At 71.4% G+C, this 17,357-nt stretch carries 16 protein-coding genes; 5 read left to right on the forward strand and 11 right to left on the reverse strand.

Annotation, left to right across the window (positions count from 1 at the left end):
- Window positions 1-4: 4 nt before the first annotated feature.
- Window positions 5-2,029 carry a glycosyltransferase family 2 protein gene (locus ACIOWN_RS12060; RefSeq protein WP_401981865.1) on the forward strand — a complete coding sequence of 675 codons (2,025 nt, stop codon included), beginning with the start codon at window positions 5-7 and terminating at the stop codon, window positions 2,027-2,029.
- Window positions 2,026-3,960 (forward strand): kelch motif-containing protein, encoded by a 1,935-nt coding sequence (locus tag ACIOWN_RS12065; protein ID WP_362348040.1) that lies wholly within the window; start codon window positions 2,026-2,028, stop codon window positions 3,958-3,960. The genes ACIOWN_RS12060 and ACIOWN_RS12065 overlap by 4 nt, the downstream gene beginning before the upstream one ends.
- Before the next feature lie 207 nt (window positions 3,961-4,167).
- Here ACIOWN_RS12065 and ACIOWN_RS12070 read toward each other — a convergent pair whose 3' ends face one another.
- The 9 genes from ACIOWN_RS12070 to ACIOWN_RS12110 form a co-directional block, all read right to left on the reverse strand.
- Window positions 4,168-4,293, reverse strand: a complete 126-nt coding sequence (locus ACIOWN_RS12070) for a hypothetical protein (RefSeq protein WP_362348041.1) — start codon at window positions 4,291-4,293, stop codon at window positions 4,168-4,170.
- A complete protein-coding gene (locus ACIOWN_RS12075; protein WP_401981868.1) occupies window positions 4,290-4,958 on the reverse strand; it encodes an ABC transporter ATP-binding protein in 669 nt (222 codons plus the stop codon). The genes ACIOWN_RS12070 and ACIOWN_RS12075 overlap by 4 nt, the downstream gene beginning before the upstream one ends.
- Before the next feature lie 28 nt (window positions 4,959-4,986).
- The gene (locus tag ACIOWN_RS12080; RefSeq protein WP_401981870.1) at window positions 4,987-5,751 is read right to left on the reverse strand and encodes a hypothetical protein; all 765 of its coding nucleotides are present in this window, start codon (window positions 5,749-5,751) and stop codon (window positions 4,987-4,989) included.
- Between the two features lie 154 nt (window positions 5,752-5,905).
- A complete protein-coding gene (locus ACIOWN_RS12085; RefSeq protein ID WP_401981873.1) occupies window positions 5,906-7,078 on the reverse strand; it encodes a hypothetical protein in 1,173 nt (390 codons plus the stop codon).
- Between the two features lie 327 nt (window positions 7,079-7,405).
- Window positions 7,406-8,434 carry a glycoside hydrolase family 6 protein gene (locus ACIOWN_RS12090; protein ID WP_401981875.1) on the reverse strand — a complete coding sequence of 343 codons (1,029 nt, stop codon included), beginning with the start codon at window positions 8,432-8,434 and terminating at the stop codon, window positions 7,406-7,408.
- Window positions 8,435-8,519: 85 nt separating this feature from the next.
- The gene (locus tag ACIOWN_RS12095) at window positions 8,520-9,197 is read right to left on the reverse strand and encodes a class F sortase (protein ID WP_362348048.1); all 678 of its coding nucleotides are present in this window, start codon (window positions 9,195-9,197) and stop codon (window positions 8,520-8,522) included.
- 491 nt (window positions 9,198-9,688) lie between these two features.
- Entirely contained in the window at window positions 9,689-10,468 is a 780-nt protein-coding gene (locus ACIOWN_RS12100) for an HAD-IIA family hydrolase (protein WP_362348050.1), read from the reverse strand.
- A gap of 311 nt (window positions 10,469-10,779) precedes the next feature.
- A complete protein-coding gene (locus ACIOWN_RS12105; RefSeq protein ID WP_362348051.1) occupies window positions 10,780-11,508 on the reverse strand; it encodes a hypothetical protein in 729 nt (242 codons plus the stop codon).
- 638 nt (window positions 11,509-12,146) lie between these two features.
- Window positions 12,147-13,322: an ROK family protein gene (locus ACIOWN_RS12110; protein ID WP_401981880.1), complete on the reverse strand. Its 1,176-nt coding sequence runs from the start codon at window positions 13,320-13,322 to the stop codon at window positions 12,147-12,149.
- Window positions 13,323-13,463: 141 nt separating this feature from the next.
- Between ACIOWN_RS12110 and ACIOWN_RS12115 the strand changes: the two genes are divergently transcribed.
- Together ACIOWN_RS12115 and ACIOWN_RS12120 are read left to right on the forward strand one after the other, a co-directional pair.
- The gene (locus ACIOWN_RS12115) at window positions 13,464-14,534 is read left to right on the forward strand and encodes a Gfo/Idh/MocA family oxidoreductase (protein ID WP_401981882.1); all 1,071 of its coding nucleotides are present in this window, start codon (window positions 13,464-13,466) and stop codon (window positions 14,532-14,534) included.
- Window positions 14,531-15,025: a heme-degrading domain-containing protein gene (locus ACIOWN_RS12120; RefSeq protein ID WP_362348057.1), complete on the forward strand. Its 495-nt coding sequence runs from the start codon at window positions 14,531-14,533 to the stop codon at window positions 15,023-15,025. The genes ACIOWN_RS12115 and ACIOWN_RS12120 overlap by 4 nt, the downstream gene beginning before the upstream one ends.
- Window positions 15,026-15,069: 44 nt before the next feature.
- Here the strand turns inward: ACIOWN_RS12120 and ACIOWN_RS12125 are convergent, their stop codons facing one another.
- Complete coding sequence (locus ACIOWN_RS12125) at window positions 15,070-15,219, reverse strand: hypothetical protein (protein WP_401981885.1); 150 nt, start codon at window positions 15,217-15,219, stop codon at window positions 15,070-15,072.
- A gap of 137 nt (window positions 15,220-15,356) precedes the next feature.
- Here ACIOWN_RS12125 and ACIOWN_RS12130 point away from each other — a divergent pair, with 137 nt between their 5' ends.
- Window positions 15,357-16,259: an LLM class F420-dependent oxidoreductase gene (locus ACIOWN_RS12130; protein ID WP_362348060.1), complete on the forward strand. Its 903-nt coding sequence runs from the start codon at window positions 15,357-15,359 to the stop codon at window positions 16,257-16,259.
- A 30-nt stretch (window positions 16,260-16,289) separates the two neighbouring features.
- Here the strand turns inward: ACIOWN_RS12130 and ACIOWN_RS12135 are convergent, their stop codons facing one another.
- Window positions 16,290-17,192, reverse strand: a complete 903-nt coding sequence (locus ACIOWN_RS12135) for a fumarylacetoacetate hydrolase family protein (RefSeq protein ID WP_401981888.1) — start codon at window positions 17,190-17,192, stop codon at window positions 16,290-16,292.
- Window positions 17,193-17,357 lie beyond the last annotated feature (165 nt).

Genomic DNA, 17,357 nt, shown 5'->3' on the forward strand with positions numbered 1-17,357 from the left:
AGTCATGACGTCGACGCCGACGGGCGCCCGGCACGAATCCGATCCTTCTGAGACGACCCGGCTGAGAGTGCCGGGACACCGCACCGGCACCACGGGGACCTTCCGCAGAATCAAGAAGTCCCTGCCGAAGTACGACTACGAGCACTACAGCCGGCTCGCCGGCCCTCTCACCGAGCCCGACCCGGACAAGCCGTACACGGTGCAGTACCGCTCGCTGATCTCGCAGGAGCCGCACCGCATCCGGGTCGCGCTGATGCTCGCCGCCGCGCCGCTGCTGTCGCTGGTCCTGCTGGCCTGGCTGCTCCAGCCCACGCACTGGACCGTACGCGACTACCCGGCCTACGACTTCCTGCCGGCGCTCGACATGGTGATGCTGGTCTCGATCGGCCTGATCGAGTTCTTCCGCTGCATGAACGTGCTGTCCAACGCGCACGCCACTCTGGTCGCCCGCGACCCGGTCCCGGTGGTGCCGCAGAGCGGCACGCGGGTCGCGTTCCTGACCTCCTTCGTGCCCGGCAAGGAACCGCTGGAGATGGTGACCAGGACCCTGGAGGCCGCCGTGCTGCTGCGCCACCGGGGCCTGCTGCACATCTGGCTGCTCGACGAGGGCGACGACCCGGAGGTGAAGGAGGTCTGCGCGCGCCTGGGCGTGCACCACTTCAGCCGCAAGGGCGTCGAGCGCTGGAACCAGGCCAAGGGCCCGCACCGCGCCAAGACCAAGCACGGCAACTACAACGCCTGGCTCCAGGCGCACGGCGACGAGTACGACTTCTTCGCCTCCGTCGACACCGACCACGTGCCGCTGCCCAACTACCTGGAGCGGATGCTGGGCTACTTCCGCGACCCGGACGTCGGCTTCGTGATCGGCCCGCAGGTCTACGGCAACTACGACACGTTCGTCACCAAGGCCGCCGAGTCGCAGCAGTTCCTGTTCCACGCGCTGATCCAGCGGGCCGGCAACCGCTACGGCGCGCCCATGTTCGTCGGCACCTCGAACGCCGTGCGGATCAAGGCGCTCAAGCAGATCGGCGGACTGTACGACTCGATCACCGAGGACATGGCCACCGGCTTCGAGATGCACCGCGCCAAGAACCCGGCGACCGGCCGCAAGTGGAAGTCGGTGTACACCCCGGACGTGCTCGCGGTCGGCGAGGGCCCGAACGCCTGGACCGACTTCTTCACCCAGCAGCTGCGCTGGTCACGGGGCACCTACGAGACGATCCTCAAGCAGTACTGGAAGGGCTTCGGCACCCTGCCCGCGGGCAGGCTCTTCAACTACACCATGATGATCATCTTCTATCCGATGTCCGCCCTCAACTGGATCCTGGCGGCGCTGAGCTGCGCGCTGTTCCTGGGCCTCGGCGCCTCGGGCGTGAACATCGACCCGACCGTGTGGCTGATGCTGTACGGCAACGCCTCCGCGCTCCAGATCGGCCTGTACGTCTGGAACCGGCGCCACAACGTCTCACCGCACGAGCCGGAGGGCTCCGGCGGAGTGGCCGGCATGGTGATGTCGGCGCTGTCGGCGCCGATCTACGCCCGCTCGCTGATGGACGCCGCGCTGCGCCGCAAGAGCAAGTTCGTGGTGACCCCGAAGGGCGAGTCGGCGAGCCCCGACACCCTGTTCGGGACGTTCCGCATCCACTGGTTCTTCATCCTGGTCTTCGGCGGCTCGCTCGTCGCGGGCTTCGCCCTCGGGCACTCCCACCCGGCGATGGTCACCTGGGCAGTCTTCGCCATGCTCGTCACCGCCGCACCGATCTTCGCCTGGCGGTGGACCCTGCGGCAGGAGCGGCGCCGGCAGGCGACCGCGTCCGCCGCGCCCCGTCCGCCGGCCGCGGTCCCGGCGCACCCGGACCGGGCGCACACACCGGCCCAGGGGACGCCGGTCCCGGCGGCGGAGGTACCGCCGGGCCAGGGACCGGGCAACGCGGGCAGGCAGGGGCCGAGTTGGGCCGGAAAGGACGCGGCGACGGGCGAGCACACCATGGAGATCGCCCTCGGTGGACTGGGGGGACGTAAGGAATGAAGGACCAGGCCGGCCTCCGGCGCGCCCGACGGCTCGGGATCGGCGCGGTGGTGGTAGTCGCTCTGGCCGGGATGAACGGGCCGTGGCTCTACCGCTTCGGCACGGAGCGCTATCACGAGTACAAGATCAACAAGCCGGAGTACAAGGCCGAGAACGGCCACTGGGAGATCGTCGAGTTCCCCGAGGAGTACCGGCAGAACACCATCCACGCCGTGCTGCTGCACACCGGCAAGGTGCTGATGGTCGCGGGTTCGGGCAACAACAAGAAGAACTTCGACGCCCGGCGGTTCGACACCCGGATCTGGGACCCGGTCAAGGGCACGATCAAGAAGGTGCCCACGCCCGAGGACCTGTTCTGCACGGGCCACACCCAGCTCGCCGACGGCAACATCCTGATCGCCGGCGGCACCAAGCGCTACGAGAAGCTCCAGGGCGACGTCACCAAGGCCGGCGGCTTGATGATCGTCCACAACGAGAACCCGGACAAGCCGATCACGCTGCCCGCGGGCACGACGTTCACCGGGAAGGAGAACGGCAGGACGTTCGTCTCCAAGGACCCGGTGCTGGTGCCGCGCGCCAAGAAGAACTTCGACAAGGCCGGCCGGTTCCTGGGCAACACCCCGGGCCTGGGCCGCATCTACGTCGAGGCGCAGAAGAGCGGCGCCCGGTACGAGACGGGCAGCCAGGACAACTACCGGATCCAGGGGCTGTCCGGCGACGACGAGCGCAACACCTACGGCATCGCGGAGAAGCTCGCCCTGGACAAGAAGGACTTTCAGGGGATCCGGGACGCCTACGAGTTCGACCCGGTCGCCGAGAAGTACATCAAGGTCGACCCGATGAACGAGGCCCGCTGGTACCCGACGCTCGCCACCCTGAGCGACGGGAGGATCCTCAGCGTCTCCGGCCTGGACGACATCGGCCAGCTGGTCCCGGGCAAGAACGAGGTCTTCGACCCCGGGACCAGGAAGTGGACGTACACGCCGAAGGTCCGCCAGTTCCCGACCTACCCGGCGCTGTTCCTGCTGCGGAACGGCAAGCTGTTCTACTCCGGCTCCAACGCGGGGTACGGTCCGGCCGACGTGGGCCGCGACCCGGGCGTCTGGGACGTGGACAGCAACGAGTTCACCAAGCTGCCCGGTCTGAGCGACGCGCGGATGATGGAGACCTCCGGCACGGTGCTGCTGCCGCCCGCGCAGGACGAGCGGTTCATGGTGATCGGCGGCGGCGGGGTGGGCGAGTCCGAGCTGGCCAGCCGGAAGACCCGGATCATCGACCTGAAGTCGAAGAACCCGCGCTTCACGGACGGCCCGGCGCTGGAGAAGGGCACCCGCTACCCGCAGACGTCGATCCTGCCCGACGACTCCGTCCTGGTCTCGGGCGGCTCGGAGGACTACCGGGGCCGGGGCGACTCCAACATCCTCCAGGCCCGGCTCTACGACCCGGCGACCAGTACCTTCAAGCGGGTCGCCGACCCGCTGGTGGGCCGCAACTACCACGCCGGCTCGATCCTGCTGCCGGACGGCCGGGTGCTGTTCTTCGGCTCCGACTCGCTCTACGGCGACAGGGCCAACACCAAGCCCGGCACGTTCGAGCAGCGCGTCGAGATCTACACGCCGCCGTATCTGTACCGGGACGCTCGGCCCTCACTGTCGGGCGGCCCGCAGACCATCGCGCGGGGCGCCTCCGGCACGTTCACCTCGCAGCACGCCGGGACGGTCAAGAAGGTCCGGCTGATCCGCCCGAGTGCCTCCACGCACGTGACGGACGTCGACCAGCGCTCGATCGCGCTGGACTACACCACGTCCGGCGACAAGATCACGGTGACGGTGCCGAAGGGCCGGAACCTGGTGCAGTCGGGGTGGTACATGCTGTTCGCCGACGACGACCAGGGGACGCCCAGCGAGGCGCAGTGGGTGAAGGTCCCGTAGCTTGGACACGTGTGTGGGGCTGTGACTTGGTGCTGGTCACAGCCCCACAGGTGGAGTGGCACGGAGACTGCGGCACGTTCCTGAATGCCTGAACCAACCGGGGTGGGCGGCGGAAGACCCCGTGCCCACCCCGGGATCCGGGGGTGGGCACAGGGCTGCGGGCCCTGGATCACCTCGCCGCCACACGCGCACCCGGGCCCTGTACCGTCAGAAGACCATCTCTGCGATCCGCCCGGCGATGGTGAACGCGTGTGTGCCGTAGACGGCGAAGACCGCGACGGCGGCAAGGACGACTATTCCGAGCGGGACAGCCCAGGCGAGACGGATCTTCATGCGTGCTCCTTATTCTTGACGGGTTCCGGTTCCGTCATGCTTCCGACAGTCAGTACGGTGTCGCAGCGGTCTCGGACAATGTCGTTGTGCGTGGCGATGACCACGGCGCAGCCGTCATCGCTCATCGTGCGGAGAATGTCCACCACGAGGGCGGTGTTGTCGTGGTCGAGCGCGCCGGTGGGTTCGTCGGCCAGCACGAGGGCCGGTTGTTTGACGATGAGGCGGGCCAGCGCAACGCGCTGCTGTTCACCGCCGCTGAGCCTGTGGACCTGCTCCTTCTCGCGGCCGTCCAGCCCGACACGTTCGAGGGCGTCGGCGACCGTTGGGGAGTTCTCCCGCTTCCTGCGCGGCTTCATGGCCACTTCGAGGTTGGCGGCGACAGTCGCGTTCTCGATCAGGGCGTAGTTCTGGAAGAGGTAGCCGAGGACGTCGCGCCGGTACCGCCGGGCGGCGCCCGGGCCGAAGCCCGTGATGTCCTTGCCCTCGTGGCGGATCGCTCCCGAACTGGGGCTGTCGAGAAGCCCGAAGCAATTGAGCAGAGTCGACTTGCCGGAGCCACTCGGGCCGACCAGCGCAAGCAACTGACCGCGCCGGACGGTGAAGTCGAGGCCGGACCAGAGAGTGCGGGGGCCGTAGGACTTGCCGAGGTTTTCGATCTTGATCATGCGCTGGCTCCGGGAGAACGGTTTGGCGTCATGCCTCTGCCGCTCCTTCCTTGACGATCCGGCGATGGAAGACCGCCAGTGCCACGACAACCGCCGTGACCTCGACGGCGACGAGTAGGGCATTGGCGGCGAGGCCGAGGCCGGTGATCTCGATGGGGGCAGTGGGCCGCGCCGCTCGCATGGCCGCACGCTCCAGGTTCTGCTGGTTCTCCCGCCAGATCTGGAACGGCATCCAGACAGCGAGAAGGGCGGCCAGGACACCCTCCAAGGCCAGGAGGGAGCGGTGGGTGGCGGTGAACCGCCAGCCGCTGATGTGCCGGGCAAAGATGTTCTGTGCGTTCTTTCGGGCGTGGACGACGCACGCTCCGACGCCGGTAATGAGCAGGACCGATATCGCCACCGCCAGGTTGAAGAGCTGAAGCCTGAAGTCGGCGACCAGGTCGCGGAGGTTGAGGGCGGCGTTCTGGCCGACCGGGCTCATGCCGGTGACGTATGTCTCCAGATGGTGCTTCGCGATTCCGGCTGTGACATCGTCCGGGTCCTTGAAGACGAGACTCTGCTGGGAGGCATAGGACATGTACCCGCGGTCGCTCATGTAGGGGGACCCGTCGGGAATGACGATGAGAACCGGGTCTTGTACGAAGGACTCGTCCGCATCGGGGTTGGTCCTGCTCTGCAGCCGGCCTCGGGGATTGTAGGTGAAGAAACGTTGACCGTTCTTGATCTTCAGAGCGGATACCCGCTTGCCGGGGACCTTGTCCGGTTCTCTCGGATTCAACGTCTCCGGGACCATGGCGGCGAGCCGGTCGGTGTACCGGCTCAGACCCTCGGGCACGAGCAGCCGAATCCGGGTGTGGTCGGCTGTTGTCCCGGGCAGACGTCGACCGCCCGGGTCGAGGACCGGCTGCGCGGCGAGGTAGGACTCGTTGACCAGAAGAAGATCACGGTCAGGGAGTGCATCCCGGTTGCCCGAATTCCGGAAATGCCGGTGTCCGACGACAAGAATCCGTCCGTCCTTGTCCGCCTGGCGCAGCCAGCCCCCCCACCTGCTCGGTGAGCTCGTTCAAGCCGTTCTCGCTTGCGACACTGCCGTTGAGGGCGAGCGCTGTCGTGTCCCCGATCCGGCGGTAGGTCTCGATGCTTGATTCACGGGCCATGATGTTCTGGCCCGCCAGGACGACGTCACCGGTGATACCCACCGCGAGCAGCAGGGCGGGAATCCGTACGAGGTAGGTGCTCACCGAAGCGGTGCGTGTGGGCAGTTCACCCTTGAGGGCGCGCAGCAGCTCGGTCCGGAAGGTCAGCTGGAGGACGATCGCGTGGGTCGCCAGGGCGACGAGGCCCAGCCCGGCGGCGAACCCCAGGGCGACGAGAGCGAAGGTCCCGATCCAGGCCAGCCCGTTGTACAAGGCCAGCAGCAGGAGGACCAGGGCGGTCACGGCCAAGAGGGCGGCCATCCAGAAGACGGCCAGCTGACGAAGGTCCCGCAGGAGTATCCGCCCGAAGCCTCTGCCCTGCAGCCGTTGGACTCCGTAGGTCTTGGCACTGAGCATGACTCCGGCACCTGTCATCGTCACGGCGGCCAGGGCGACGATGAAGAAGGAGTGGAGAAGAGCGCTGCCGCTGTATACCGGAGTCAACTGCTCGATGGAGTAGGGGTGGTAGACCGCGGCCTCGAATCCGAGGCCCGTCAGGACCTGGACGAGTTCGCCGGCAGCCTGGTCCGGTCCGAAGACGTAGTAGTAGCCGCGGGGATCACGATTGCCGAGTTCGGCGACGGGGTGCACATCGGTGCCGTAGTCGCGGTCGAACGCGGGATAGCCATCGCGCAGCCAGTCGGAGCGGGGCCCGCCGGCGGCGAGATAGAGGTGTCGACGACTGTACGGCGCCTTGAGATCGGGGGTCTCACGGGCGATCGTCGCCCTGTGGGAATCGGCGAACTCCGTCAACACGCGGGTGACGTCCGCACCGCTGGTCGCACCGTTCGAATCGGTCACCCATACTACGGCTGAATGCCCCATGGCCCAGCGCCCGTCGAGGTCTCGGATGAACAGAAAGGCGAGTACGGCGGAGAACACCAGCACAGCGGCGTGGACGAACTTGATACTTCGGTGCAGCATGAACGACCCGGGATTGGGGAGCGCGGCTCCGGGAGGGCAGAGCAGACAGGCAGCGGGCCATCCGCGCGAGACGTAGCGTCTGTGTGCGCAGCCGACCCGCTCACCTCAGGGTCAGCAGACGGTCAGGCCCACCCGCATCAGCAGGAGGTGTTGTAATAGGCATGCGCATGACATGGCTGTGGGAATAATTCAAGATCATCACGCCCGGCGGCAAGATCATTTTTCGGCCATCCCTGCGGTTGAGGGGTCGTCGCGTTCAGGCGCAGGGCCAGATGCCTACGCGCCCGTCGAGTGCCTGGGGCATCGCCCCGTCGGATCCCGTCGGATCTACCCGCTGGCCCTCGCCAGCTTCAGCGCGTAGTCGGACCACCAGTCCCCCGCCTTCGGGCCGCCCTTGCAGGTGCCGTCGGACTCGCCGGGCCGCTTGACCCACAGATACGCGTCGGCGAGCGGGTCGGCCGTGCTGGTCGTGGGCGTCTCGCCGAGGGCACGCCCCGGCGGGTTGCACCAGCGTTCGCCCGGATCCCCGCCGTCGTAGGGGCCGTTGCCGTTGCGGCTGGTGTCGACGACGAAGTGCCTGCCGCCGAGTTTGGCGGACAACTGCCTGCCGTAGGCGAGGGAGTCCCGGGTGGAGTAGAAGTTGGAGACGTTGACCGCGAAGCCGTCGGCCCGGTCCACGCCCGCGCGGCGCAGCGGTTCGAAGATCTGGTCCGGGTGGCCCCAGCCCGCGTTGCCCGCGTCCACGTACACCTTGGTGTTCTTCAGGGACTTGAGCCGTTCGACCGCGCCCTTGAGCAGGTCGTAGCGCTCGTCCTGGAACTCCTCCGGGGTGCAGCCGTCCACCAGGTGCAGCAGGGCGTCCGGCTCCAGGACCACCGTGGCCGGGCGGTCGCCGATGCCACGGGCCACGCCGTCCACCCAGGCGCGGTAGGCGTCCCCGTCGGCGGCGCCGCCCTGCGAGTACTGGCCGCAGTCGCGGTGCGGGATGTTGTAGAGGACGAGCAGCGCGGTGCGGCCCGCCTTGTCGGCGGCCTCGGTGAAACCGCGGGCCTCCGGCTCGGGGTTCTCCGGGCCGATCCACTCGCCGGTCGGCTGCCCGGCGATCTTCCGGATCTGCTCGGCCTCGGCCTTCTTCCCGGACTTGAGGTAGGCGGCGACCTGACGGGCCGCGCCGCTGTCCGGGTTGACCCAGAACGGGTCGGCCTCCTTGGGCTGTTGGGTGATCGCGGCGCCGTCGTCCTTGTCATCGCCCCCGGAGGTGCACCCGGCGGCCAGCAGTGCCGCCCCCAGCACCGCCACGGACGCCCGGACCCCCGCCGCACGGGCACACGAGAGGGCCCCCCTCATGCCGTACATGCCATCCCCCTTGGTGCACTCGGCCGGTTCCCATGCTGTCACAGCTCACGGATCGTCCGAGGGCTCTCGACGGGCCCGGGGGGGCTCATTGACCGGCGCCCGAGAGGTGCGCCGACACGATCACGTGCGCCGTGCAGCCGCCGCTCTCCCGGTCGGCGGTGGCGCCGCAGCCGATCAGCCGCAGCTCGGCGCGGCCCGGCTGCCGCGCGCCGGACGCCTGCCGGACGCCGAGACCGTCGCGGGGCAGGACCTCGACGTCGTCGACGGTGAAGTCGGCGACGCTGCCGTCGTCGCGGACCACCCGGACCGCCTCACCGGGACGCAGCGAGCCGATCCGGTCGAACGCCCCGGTCCGGCCTCCGGCGCCGAGGTCCCCCACCAGCAGCGCGGTCCCGGACGCGCCCGGTTTCACTCCGGCGCCGTACCAGCCGACCGTGCCGGACCGGTCCGCCGGTGGCGGTTCGACGGCGCCCCGCGCGTCCAGGCCGCGGGCCACCACGGGTGCCCGTACTCCCAGGCCGGGGATGTCCAGGCGCCGCGGCGGGGCGTCGGCCGGCGATTCGGCCGCCGCGGCCGGCCGGTCCGCGGCGGGCCGGCCGGCCGCGGCCATGTCCCCGGTCGCCGACGGGGCCAGGGACTCCCTTACGTCGGCCAGATCGCGTCCCCACAGCCACAGCCCGAGCAGCAGCACCACCCAGGCCAGGCCGGCCAGGAGGCGCCCGGTGCAGCGGGAGTGGGTGCGGGTGCCGTCGTGGTCGGACATGACGGTCCCGCTCTCAGCGCGACCCGCGGTCGCGACGGCCGCGCGCCCGTGGGAGAAGGACGGCCGCCCCGGCGGCACCGGCGAGCACCAGCCCGGTCACCTCGTGCGCCGCACCGGGCGCGGGCGGTCCGGCGGGTGCGGGGGCCCGGCCGGTTGGAACGAACAGTGCCGGTGGTGTGCGTGGTGGGCTCGGGGGAGCCGCGGCCGCGGGTGGCTTCGACGGCGCTGCGGCGGCGCGGGCACCCGGGGCCGCCGGGGGGCCGGGCGGAAGCGGACCGTCCCTGCCCGTTCCGTCCACGGCGTCGGCCGCCGGGACGAGTGCAGCGGCCGCCAGAAGTCCCGTGCAGAGTGTGAGGCGCAATGGACCCATCGTGAAACCTCCGCCATCAGGAGACTCCCGACGGGCCCGGGCCGCATCCGCTGGGGTGCGGTGCTGCTCCGTACGGGTGAGAAGAGGTTTGTGGACGGGAGGCGCTTCGCGGACGGGGCTCTCAGATCCGCTCGACGAGGTCCGCGATCGAGTCGACGACGTGGGACGGCCGGAACGGGTAGCGGTCGATCTCGCCCGCCTGCGTGACACCACTGAGCACCAGGAACGTCCGCATCCCGGCCTCCAGGCCCGCGAGCACATCGGTGTCCATACGGTCGCCGATCATCGCGGAGGTCTCCGAGTGTGCACCGATCGCGTTCAGCCCGGCGCGCATCATCAGCGGGTTGGGCTTGCCGATGAAGTACGGCTTCCTGCCGGTCGCCGCGGTGATCAGGGCGGCGACCGAGCCGGTCGCGGGCAGGGCGCCCTCGGCGGACGGGCCCACGTTGTCCGGGTTGGTGGCGATGAACCGGGCGCCGTCGTTGATCAGCCGCACGGCCTTCGTCATGGCCTCGAACGAGTAGGTCCGGGTCTCGCCCAGGATCACGAAGTCCGGGTCGTGGTCGGTCAGGATGTAGCCGATGTCGTGCAGCGCGGTGGTCAGGCCGGCCTCGCCGATGACGTAGGCGCTGCCGCCGGGCCGCTGGTCGTCGAGGAACTGGGCGGTGGCCAGGGCGGACGTCCAGATGTTCTCCATCGGCACGTCCAGGCCCATGCGCTGCAGGCGGGCGTGCAGGTCGCGCTGGGTGTAGATGGAGTTGTTGGTCAGCACCAGGAACGGCCGGCCGGACTCACGCAGCTTCTTCAGGAAGGCGTCGGCACCGGGGATCGGAACACCCTCGTGGATCAGGACACCGTCCATGTCGGTGAGCCACGACTCGATGGGCTTGCGGTCTGCCATGTGCCTCGGCCTCCTGCCGTACGCGTACTTGCGTGAGTCCAGCCTAGCCAGAGGCCGGATCTTGCCGGTGGCCGGTTCAGCTGACGGACGGCCCGAGCGGCGCCATGACCTCGCCGGTGTCGACGGTGACGGAGTCGAAGCGGATTCCCGTCAGCCGGCTTCCCTGAACAGGGCGGGCAACTCGGCCACGGAGCCGAGGACATGGGTGGCGGGACATGGGTGGCGGGACATGGGTGGCGCCGGCGGCATGGAGATCCTGCGCGCCGTGCGCGCCGGTCAGCACTCCGGCGGCTCGGGTCGGGGGGCTCGCATCAGCCGCGTCTGCGGGTCAGTGTCAGGGTGCCGCCGGTGGCGAGCAGCCCGGCGGCGAGCGCGAGCGCTCCGGGCGGGGTGACCGGGCCCGTGCGGGCGAGCTCGTCGGGAACGTGGTCGCCGGGGCCGTGGGGGCCGCGGAGCGGCCTCGGTTGGTGCGGGCCGGTGTCGGCGTCATCGGGGTCCGTGTCGATGCGGAACGCGTAGTCGTCGGACTGGCCGACCCAGTCCCCGTCGCCGTCGTGCCGCTGCACCACGGCGGCCGTCGCGGTGACCTCGTCGGCGACGGCGTCGGAGGTGATCTCCAGCCGGACCGTCACGGTGACGGTCTCGCCCGGGCCGACGGTGAAACCGGGCAGACCGGCGTCGAAGGGACCGACGAGTTCCTGCTGATCGGTGGTCTCGAAGGACACCGGATGCGCCTCGGAGCCGTTGTAGAACTCCATGTGGGCCTGGTCCGCCCTGAGAGTGCGCTGGGTGTCTACGAGCACCACGACCGGGTGGATGGCGGAGCAGGTGCGGGAGGTCGTGTTGGTGAGGTCGATGAGGAAGTCGCCGTATCCGCCGCCCGCCCGGTAGGTGTCGGGGCCCCCGTGGATCCGGCTGGTGATCGGGAACTGAGGGTCGTCCGGCCCGGCGCAGGTGGGGCCCGACACGGCATGGGCCGGTACGGCCGGAAGGGCGACGGCTGCGGCAAGGCAGAGGAACAGGGACGTGCACAGGCGCATGAACACATGACCGTGCCGGACAGCACGGCCCCGGCAGGTCAGCCACCCCGGCACGCCCTCGAACGCCCCCACAAGTCCGCCCGATCGGCCCCGGGGACGGGCGCGGGCCCCTACCAAAGACGCGCGCGGGTCCGGGCGGCCCGCGCAAGGCCGAGCGGGCCAGGCGGGCGGATACGGGCGCGCAGGGCCTGACGGGACCGGCGAAGGCAGGTCAGGCCGCGCCCGGCGGCAGACGCAGGCTCGGCGGCACACGCGGGCCCCGGCGGGCCGGGCAATGCCAGGCGGGCGTGCGGAGCCGGGCGGGCCAGGCGGGCGCGCGGAGTCGAGCGGGCCAGGCGGGCGGATGCGGGCGCGGAACCGGGCGGCCAGGCGGGCGGAGGCCGGCGCGCAAGGCCTGACGGGACCGGCGAAGGCAGGTCAGGCCACGCCCGGCGGCAGGCGCAGGCTCGGCGGCACACGCGGGCCCCGGCGGGCGAGGCAAGGCTGGGCGGGCCACCGCGAGGCCGGCGGACACACGGGGCCAGGCAAGGCCGAGGCGGACGCGCGGCGAACACGGACGGGCGGTGTGCCGAGGCGAACACGGACGGGCGGTGTGCCGAGGCGAACACGGACGGGCGGTGTGCCGAGGCGACCGGCTGTCAGCCGTCCCCCCGGCCGAACACCGGCGCGAGCAGCAACTGGGCCGCTCCCTCCGCGACCCCGCGCTCACCTCCCGGGGCGATCCGGACCGGCACCGTGTCGCCCGGCGCGCCCTCCCGCCGGGCCCGCGCCGCGAGCACGTCGGCCACGCCCGTCACGAACGCCTCCGGCGCCGCCGCCACCGTACGGCCGCCGAGCAGCACCAACTCGATGTCGAGCAGGCCGACGAGGTTCGCGGCCCCGGCTCCCAGCACGCGTGCCGCCTCCGCGATCTCCCCGCGTTCCACGGCCGCGAGGCACAACGCCTCGACGCACCCCCGGTCCCCGCACCCGCACAGCGGCCCGTCCAGCTGGATCACCTGGTGCCCGAACTCACCCGCCCCGGTCCGCGCCCCCCGGTGCACGCTCCCCCCGATCACCAGCCCGGCCCCGAGCCCGGTTCCGAGGTGGAGGTACGCGAACGAACGGCCCTCTCCCGCGACCGCCAGGCCCAGCGCCGCCGCGTTCGTGTCCTTGTCGACCACGACCGGCACCCCGAGCCGTCGCGCGAGCGCCTCCCGCAACGGAAACCCGTCCCACTCCGGAAACCCGGTCACCCGATGCAGCACCCCCCGCCGGTGATCGAGCGGCCCGGGCAACGCCACCCCGACTCCGAGGAGGGTCCGGACGTCGGAGGACCGGGGGCGAGTTCCCTCGGCCGCGGCCGCCCCGGCGTCCGCCGCTCCGCCCCCCAGCACCTCCCCCACCAGCCCCTCCACCTCGCACGCCACCGTCGCCACGACGGACTCCGCGCCCGCGCCGAGGTTCAGCGGGCCACGGCGTTCGCCGGTCACGGTGCCGTTCAGGTCGACGACGACCAGACGGAGTTCGTCGCGGTCGACGTGGACCCCCACCGCGTGCCCCGCCTCCGGCACCAGTCGCAGCACCGTGCGCGGTTTGCCGCCCGTCGACGCCCGCCGCCCGGCCTCCGCCGCGAGGCCCTGCTGCCGCAGCCGTGCCGTGATCTTGCTGACCGCCTGCGGAGTCAGCCCGGTCCGCTCCGCGAGTTCCAGCCGGCTGATCCCCTCCGCGCCCGCCCCTCGCAGCAGATCGAGCACCAGCGCGGCGTTGTGGCTGCGCAGGGCCGGCAGGTTCACCCCCGCCGTCCCCCTGCCCGTCACTCCCGAGACCGTCACCGCGTCCGCTCCGCCCTTCCGCCGCTCACACAGCACCGCTCACACGGCACCGCTCACAGAAAGCGGTCCACGCAGCACCGCTCTCGCAGCCATTCTGCCCGCCGCTTGCACTTCGGCAACAGCGTTGCCAAAGTAGGATCCATGACTGGCACCCCCCTCCGCGTCGGCCTCGTCGGCTACGGCCTCGCCGGCTCCGTCTTCCACGCCCCGCTGATCGCCGCGACAGCGGGCCTGGCCCTGGACACGGTCGTCACCTCGAACCCGCAGCGGCAGGAACAGGCCCGCGCCGAGTTCCCCGACGTCCGCGTCGCCGCCGCCACCGACGAACTGTTCGCCCGCGCCGGCGAGCTGGACCTGGTCGTCCTCGCCTCCCCGAACAAGACGCACGTCCCGCTCGCCACGGCCGCGCTGAAGGCGGGCCTGCCGGTGGTCGTGGACAAGCCGATCGCCGGGACCGCGGCCGAGGCCCGCGACCTCGCCGCCCTGGCCGACGAGCGCGGACTGCTCCTGTCCGTCTTCCAGAACCGCCGCTGGGACAACGACTTCCTCACCCTGCGCCGGCTGGTCGCCGAGGGTGAGCTGGGCGACGTATGGCGGTTCGAGTCCCGTTTCGAGCGCTGGCGTCCGCAGCCGAAGGGCGGCTGGCGCGAGTCCGGCGACCCCGCCGAGATCGGAGGCCTGCTGTACGACCTCGGCAGTCACGTGGTCGACCAGGCCCTGGTGCTGTTCGGCCCCGCCACCCTGGTGTACGCCGAGTCGGTGGTGCGCCGCGCGGGCGCCGAGGCGGACGACGACACCTTCATCGCGATCACCCACGCCAATGGCGTCCGCTCCCACCTCCACGTCTCCGCGACGGCCGCCCAACTCGGCCCGCGTTTCCGGGTGCTGGGTTCCCGGGCGGGCTATGTGAAGTATGGCCTGGACCCGCAGGAGGCCGCGCTGCGGGAAGGCACCCGCCCGAACACCGACGGCTGGGGCGTCGAGGACGAGGCACTGTGGGGCCGCGTCGGCTCCGGCGACTCACCGCTGACCGGCGGCGGCCGTCCCGTACCGACCGTGCCCGGCGACTACCCGGCGTACTACACGGCCGTTGCCGCCGCCCTCCGCGACGGCGCCCCGAACCCGGTGACCGCCCAGGAGGCCGCCGCCGCCCTCGACGTCCTGGAGGCGGCCCGCCGCTCGGCCCGCGACGGCGTGGCGGTGCGGCTGTGACGAACGACACGCGCCCGGCCCCCGCGGCCACCCCGGGCATCGAGGAACTGGAGGCCCAGGAACGCCGTCTGGTCCTCCCCCGCTTCACGTACGACGACGCCTGGGCGCTGGGCTCGCTCCTCGTGGAGCTGGCACGGGAGCGGCAGGCCCCGGTCGCCGTCGACATCCACCGCGCCGGCCAGCAGCTCTTCCACGCGGCCCTGCCCGGCTCGACCCCCGACAACGACGCGTGGATCGCCCGCAAACGCCGCGTGGTGGAGCGCTACGGCTGCGCCTCCTACCTGGTCGGCGCCCGCTTCCGGGCCAAGGGCACGACCTTCGAGGCCTCCTCCCGCCTGGACCCGGACCTGTACGCGGCCCACGGCGGCTCGTTCCCGCTGCACGTCGAGGGCGCGGGCGTGATCGGCGCGGTGACGGTGTCCGGACTGCCGCAGCTGGAGGACCACCGGATGGTGGTGGAGGCACTGGAGCGGTTCCTGGGCGAGGGGTGAGGGAGCACGAGGATCACCGGCGGCCCACCCGCCCGGTCGCGCGTTCAGAGGCGCCAGAGCAGCGCGATCAGGCTGACGAACGCCAACAGGCCCATCGGAACCAGGAACGGTGAAACACCGGGCCGCCGGGAGACCGAACGGGACAGCGCGGCGATGATCCTGGCATTCGCCAGGGCCGCCGCCGGCCAGAACACCGTCTCCGGGGATCACGCAAGATCGAGACTACTGCTCTTGGGGGAAGCCGCGGAATCTCCCGGGACGCCCTCCGGTTGGGGACTGCCGCAGGCGTGACGATCAAGCCACAGCACCCCATCCGGAGGGATCGGAACCGATGAGCGACACCACAGGCCACGCGCACTCCGTGCGGGAGACCATCGGCCGGTACGGCATCTGGAGCATCGGACTCCGCTCGGAGAACGCGGCCCGGCGCGGCGAACTCGCCGAAGCGGCAGCGGAGTTGGAGGAACTCGGCTACGGAGCCATCTGGCTGGGCGGCAACAGCACCGCCCGCAACGCCGCCCCGCTGATCGAGGCGACCGGGCGGATCGCCGTCGCCACCAGCATCCAGAGCGTATGGCAGCAGGACGCCGCCGACAGCGGGGCGGAGTTCACCGCGCTGGAGGCCACCCACCCCGGCCGCTTCCTGCTCGGGCTCGGAGTGAGCCACGGCCCGCGTGTGCAGCAGTACCAGAAGCCGTACTCGACGATGGTCGGCTATCTGGACCGGCTCGACGAGCTCGACCGGTCGGGTGAGGGCGGCGTGCCCGCCGGGCGCCGCGTCCTGGCCGCCCTCGGCCCCAGGATGCTGCGGCTCGCCCGGGACCGTGCGGCCGGCGCGATCCCGTACCTGACCACGCCGGACCACACCGCGCAGGCCCGCGAGATCCTGGGCGGGGCGGCGCTGCTGGCACCGGAGTTCAAGGTCGTCCTGGAGACCGACCCGGCCACCGCCCGCACGGTGGCCCGCGAGTACCTCGCCCCCTACCTGGAGCTGCCGAACTACACCGACAACTTCCTGCGCCTCGGCTTCACCGACTCCGACGTCACCGGCGGCGGCAGCGACCGCCTGATCGACGCGGTGTTCGCCTGGGGCGAGGAGTCCCGGATCCGCGAGCGGATCGAGGCGTTCCACGCGGCGGGCGCCGACCACGTGGCGCTCCAGGTGGTCACCGCCGGCCCGCGCGACGCCCTGCCCAGGGAGGCGTGGCGCAGGCTGGCCCCCCTGCTGGCGTGACCGGGCCCCACCGCCCCGACCCGCGGAGCGCTACGCGTCCTTGAGTTCCTGCCGCTGCCGGCCAAGACCCTCGATCTCCAGCTCGACCACGTCCCCGGCCCGCAGGTACGGCTTCGGCTCGGGCTGCCCCAGGGCGACCCCGGCCGGTGTACCGGTGTTGATGACGTCCCCGGGGTACAGGGTCATGAACTGGCTGACGTAGCGCACGACTTCGGCGACGGGGAAGATCTGGTCGGCGGTCGACCCGTCCTGCCTCAGCTCGCCGTTGACCCACAGGCGCAGCGACAGCGCCTGTGGGTCGGGGACCTCGTCGGCGGTGACGAGCCAGGGGCCGAGCGGGTTGAACGTCTCGCAGTTCTTCCCCTTGTCCCAGGTCCCGCCGCGCTCGATCTGGAACTCCCGCTCGGAGACGTCGTGCGCCACCGCGTACCCGGCGACGTGCGCGAGCGCCTCCTCGTGCGACTGCAGGTAGCGGGCCGTACGGCCGATGACGACCGCCAGCTCCACCTCCCAGTCGGTCCTGGCGGCGCCGCGCGGCACGAGCACGGTGTCGTCCGGCCCGACCACGGTGTCCGCCGCCTTGAGGAAGATCACCGGCTCGGCGGGCGGCTCGGCGCCGGTCTCACGGGCGTGGTCGTGGTAGTTCAGCCCGATGCACACGACCTTGCCGATCCGCGCGACCGGCGGCCCGATCCGCGACGCGTCCGAGTCGGGCCCCGTCCCGTCCGGTCCCGTCCCGTCCGGCCCGGTCCCGTCCAGCGCGGGCAGTTCCCCCGCGGCCGCGGCGGCGCGGATCCGGGCGAGTGCGGCGTCGTCGGCGAGCAGCGCGCCGTCGATGTCCGGGACGATGCCCGACAGGTCGCGCAGGACCCCGGTCGCGTCCAGCAGCGCGGGCCGCTCCGCACCCGCCGTGCCGACTCGCAGCAGCTTCATGTGTCCAACTCCCTCGATCGCGGGGCGCCCGGCCGATGAAGGCGACCTCGGTGCGGCGGACGCGGCCATCGGAGGGCTGGTCGATCGTCCAAGGTCGCCCCGCGCTCCGCAAGACGGCGTTCACGTACTGGACCGCAGCCCCGCCTGCGGGAACGGCCGGCCCGC

The sequence above is a fragment of the Streptomyces sp. NPDC087787 genome (assembly GCF_044743035.1).
GTDB lineage: Bacteria > Actinomycetota > Actinomycetes > Streptomycetales > Streptomycetaceae > Streptomyces.

Coding starts and splice junctions, on each gene's coding strand:
- ACIOWN_RS12060 (WP_401981865.1), top strand. CDS start 5: ATGACGTCGACGCCGACGGGCGCCCGGCACGAATCCGATCCTTCTGAG.
- ACIOWN_RS12065 (WP_362348040.1), top strand. CDS start 2,026: ATGAAGGACCAGGCCGGCCTCCGGCGCGCCCGACGGCTCGGGATCGGC.
- ACIOWN_RS12070 (WP_362348041.1), bottom strand. CDS start 4,293: ATGAAGATCCGTCTCGCCTGGGCTGTCCCGCTCGGAATAGTCGTCCTT.
- ACIOWN_RS12075 (WP_401981868.1), bottom strand. CDS start 4,958: ATGATCAAGATCGAAAACCTCGGCAAGTCCTACGGCCCCCGCACTCTC.
- ACIOWN_RS12080 (WP_401981870.1), bottom strand. CDS start 5,751: ATGGTCCCGGAGACGTTGAATCCGAGAGAACCGGACAAGGTCCCCGGC.
- ACIOWN_RS12085 (WP_401981873.1), bottom strand. CDS start 7,078: ATGCTGCACCGAAGTATCAAGTTCGTCCACGCCGCTGTGCTGGTGTTC.
- ACIOWN_RS12090 (WP_401981875.1), bottom strand. CDS start 8,434: ATGTACGGCATGAGGGGGGCCCTCTCGTGTGCCCGTGCGGCGGGGGTC.
- ACIOWN_RS12095 (WP_362348048.1), bottom strand. CDS start 9,197: ATGTCCGACCACGACGGCACCCGCACCCACTCCCGCTGCACCGGGCGC.
- ACIOWN_RS12100 (WP_362348050.1), bottom strand. CDS start 10,468: ATGGCAGACCGCAAGCCCATCGAGTCGTGGCTCACCGACATGGACGGT.
- ACIOWN_RS12105 (WP_362348051.1), bottom strand. CDS start 11,508: ATGCGCCTGTGCACGTCCCTGTTCCTCTGCCTTGCCGCAGCCGTCGCC.
- ACIOWN_RS12115 (WP_401981882.1), top strand. CDS start 13,464: ATGACTGGCACCCCCCTCCGCGTCGGCCTCGTCGGCTACGGCCTCGCC.
- ACIOWN_RS12130 (WP_362348060.1), top strand. CDS start 15,357: ATGAGCGACACCACAGGCCACGCGCACTCCGTGCGGGAGACCATCGGC.
- ACIOWN_RS12135 (WP_401981888.1), bottom strand. CDS start 17,192: ATGAAGCTGCTGCGAGTCGGCACGGCGGGTGCGGAGCGGCCCGCGCTG.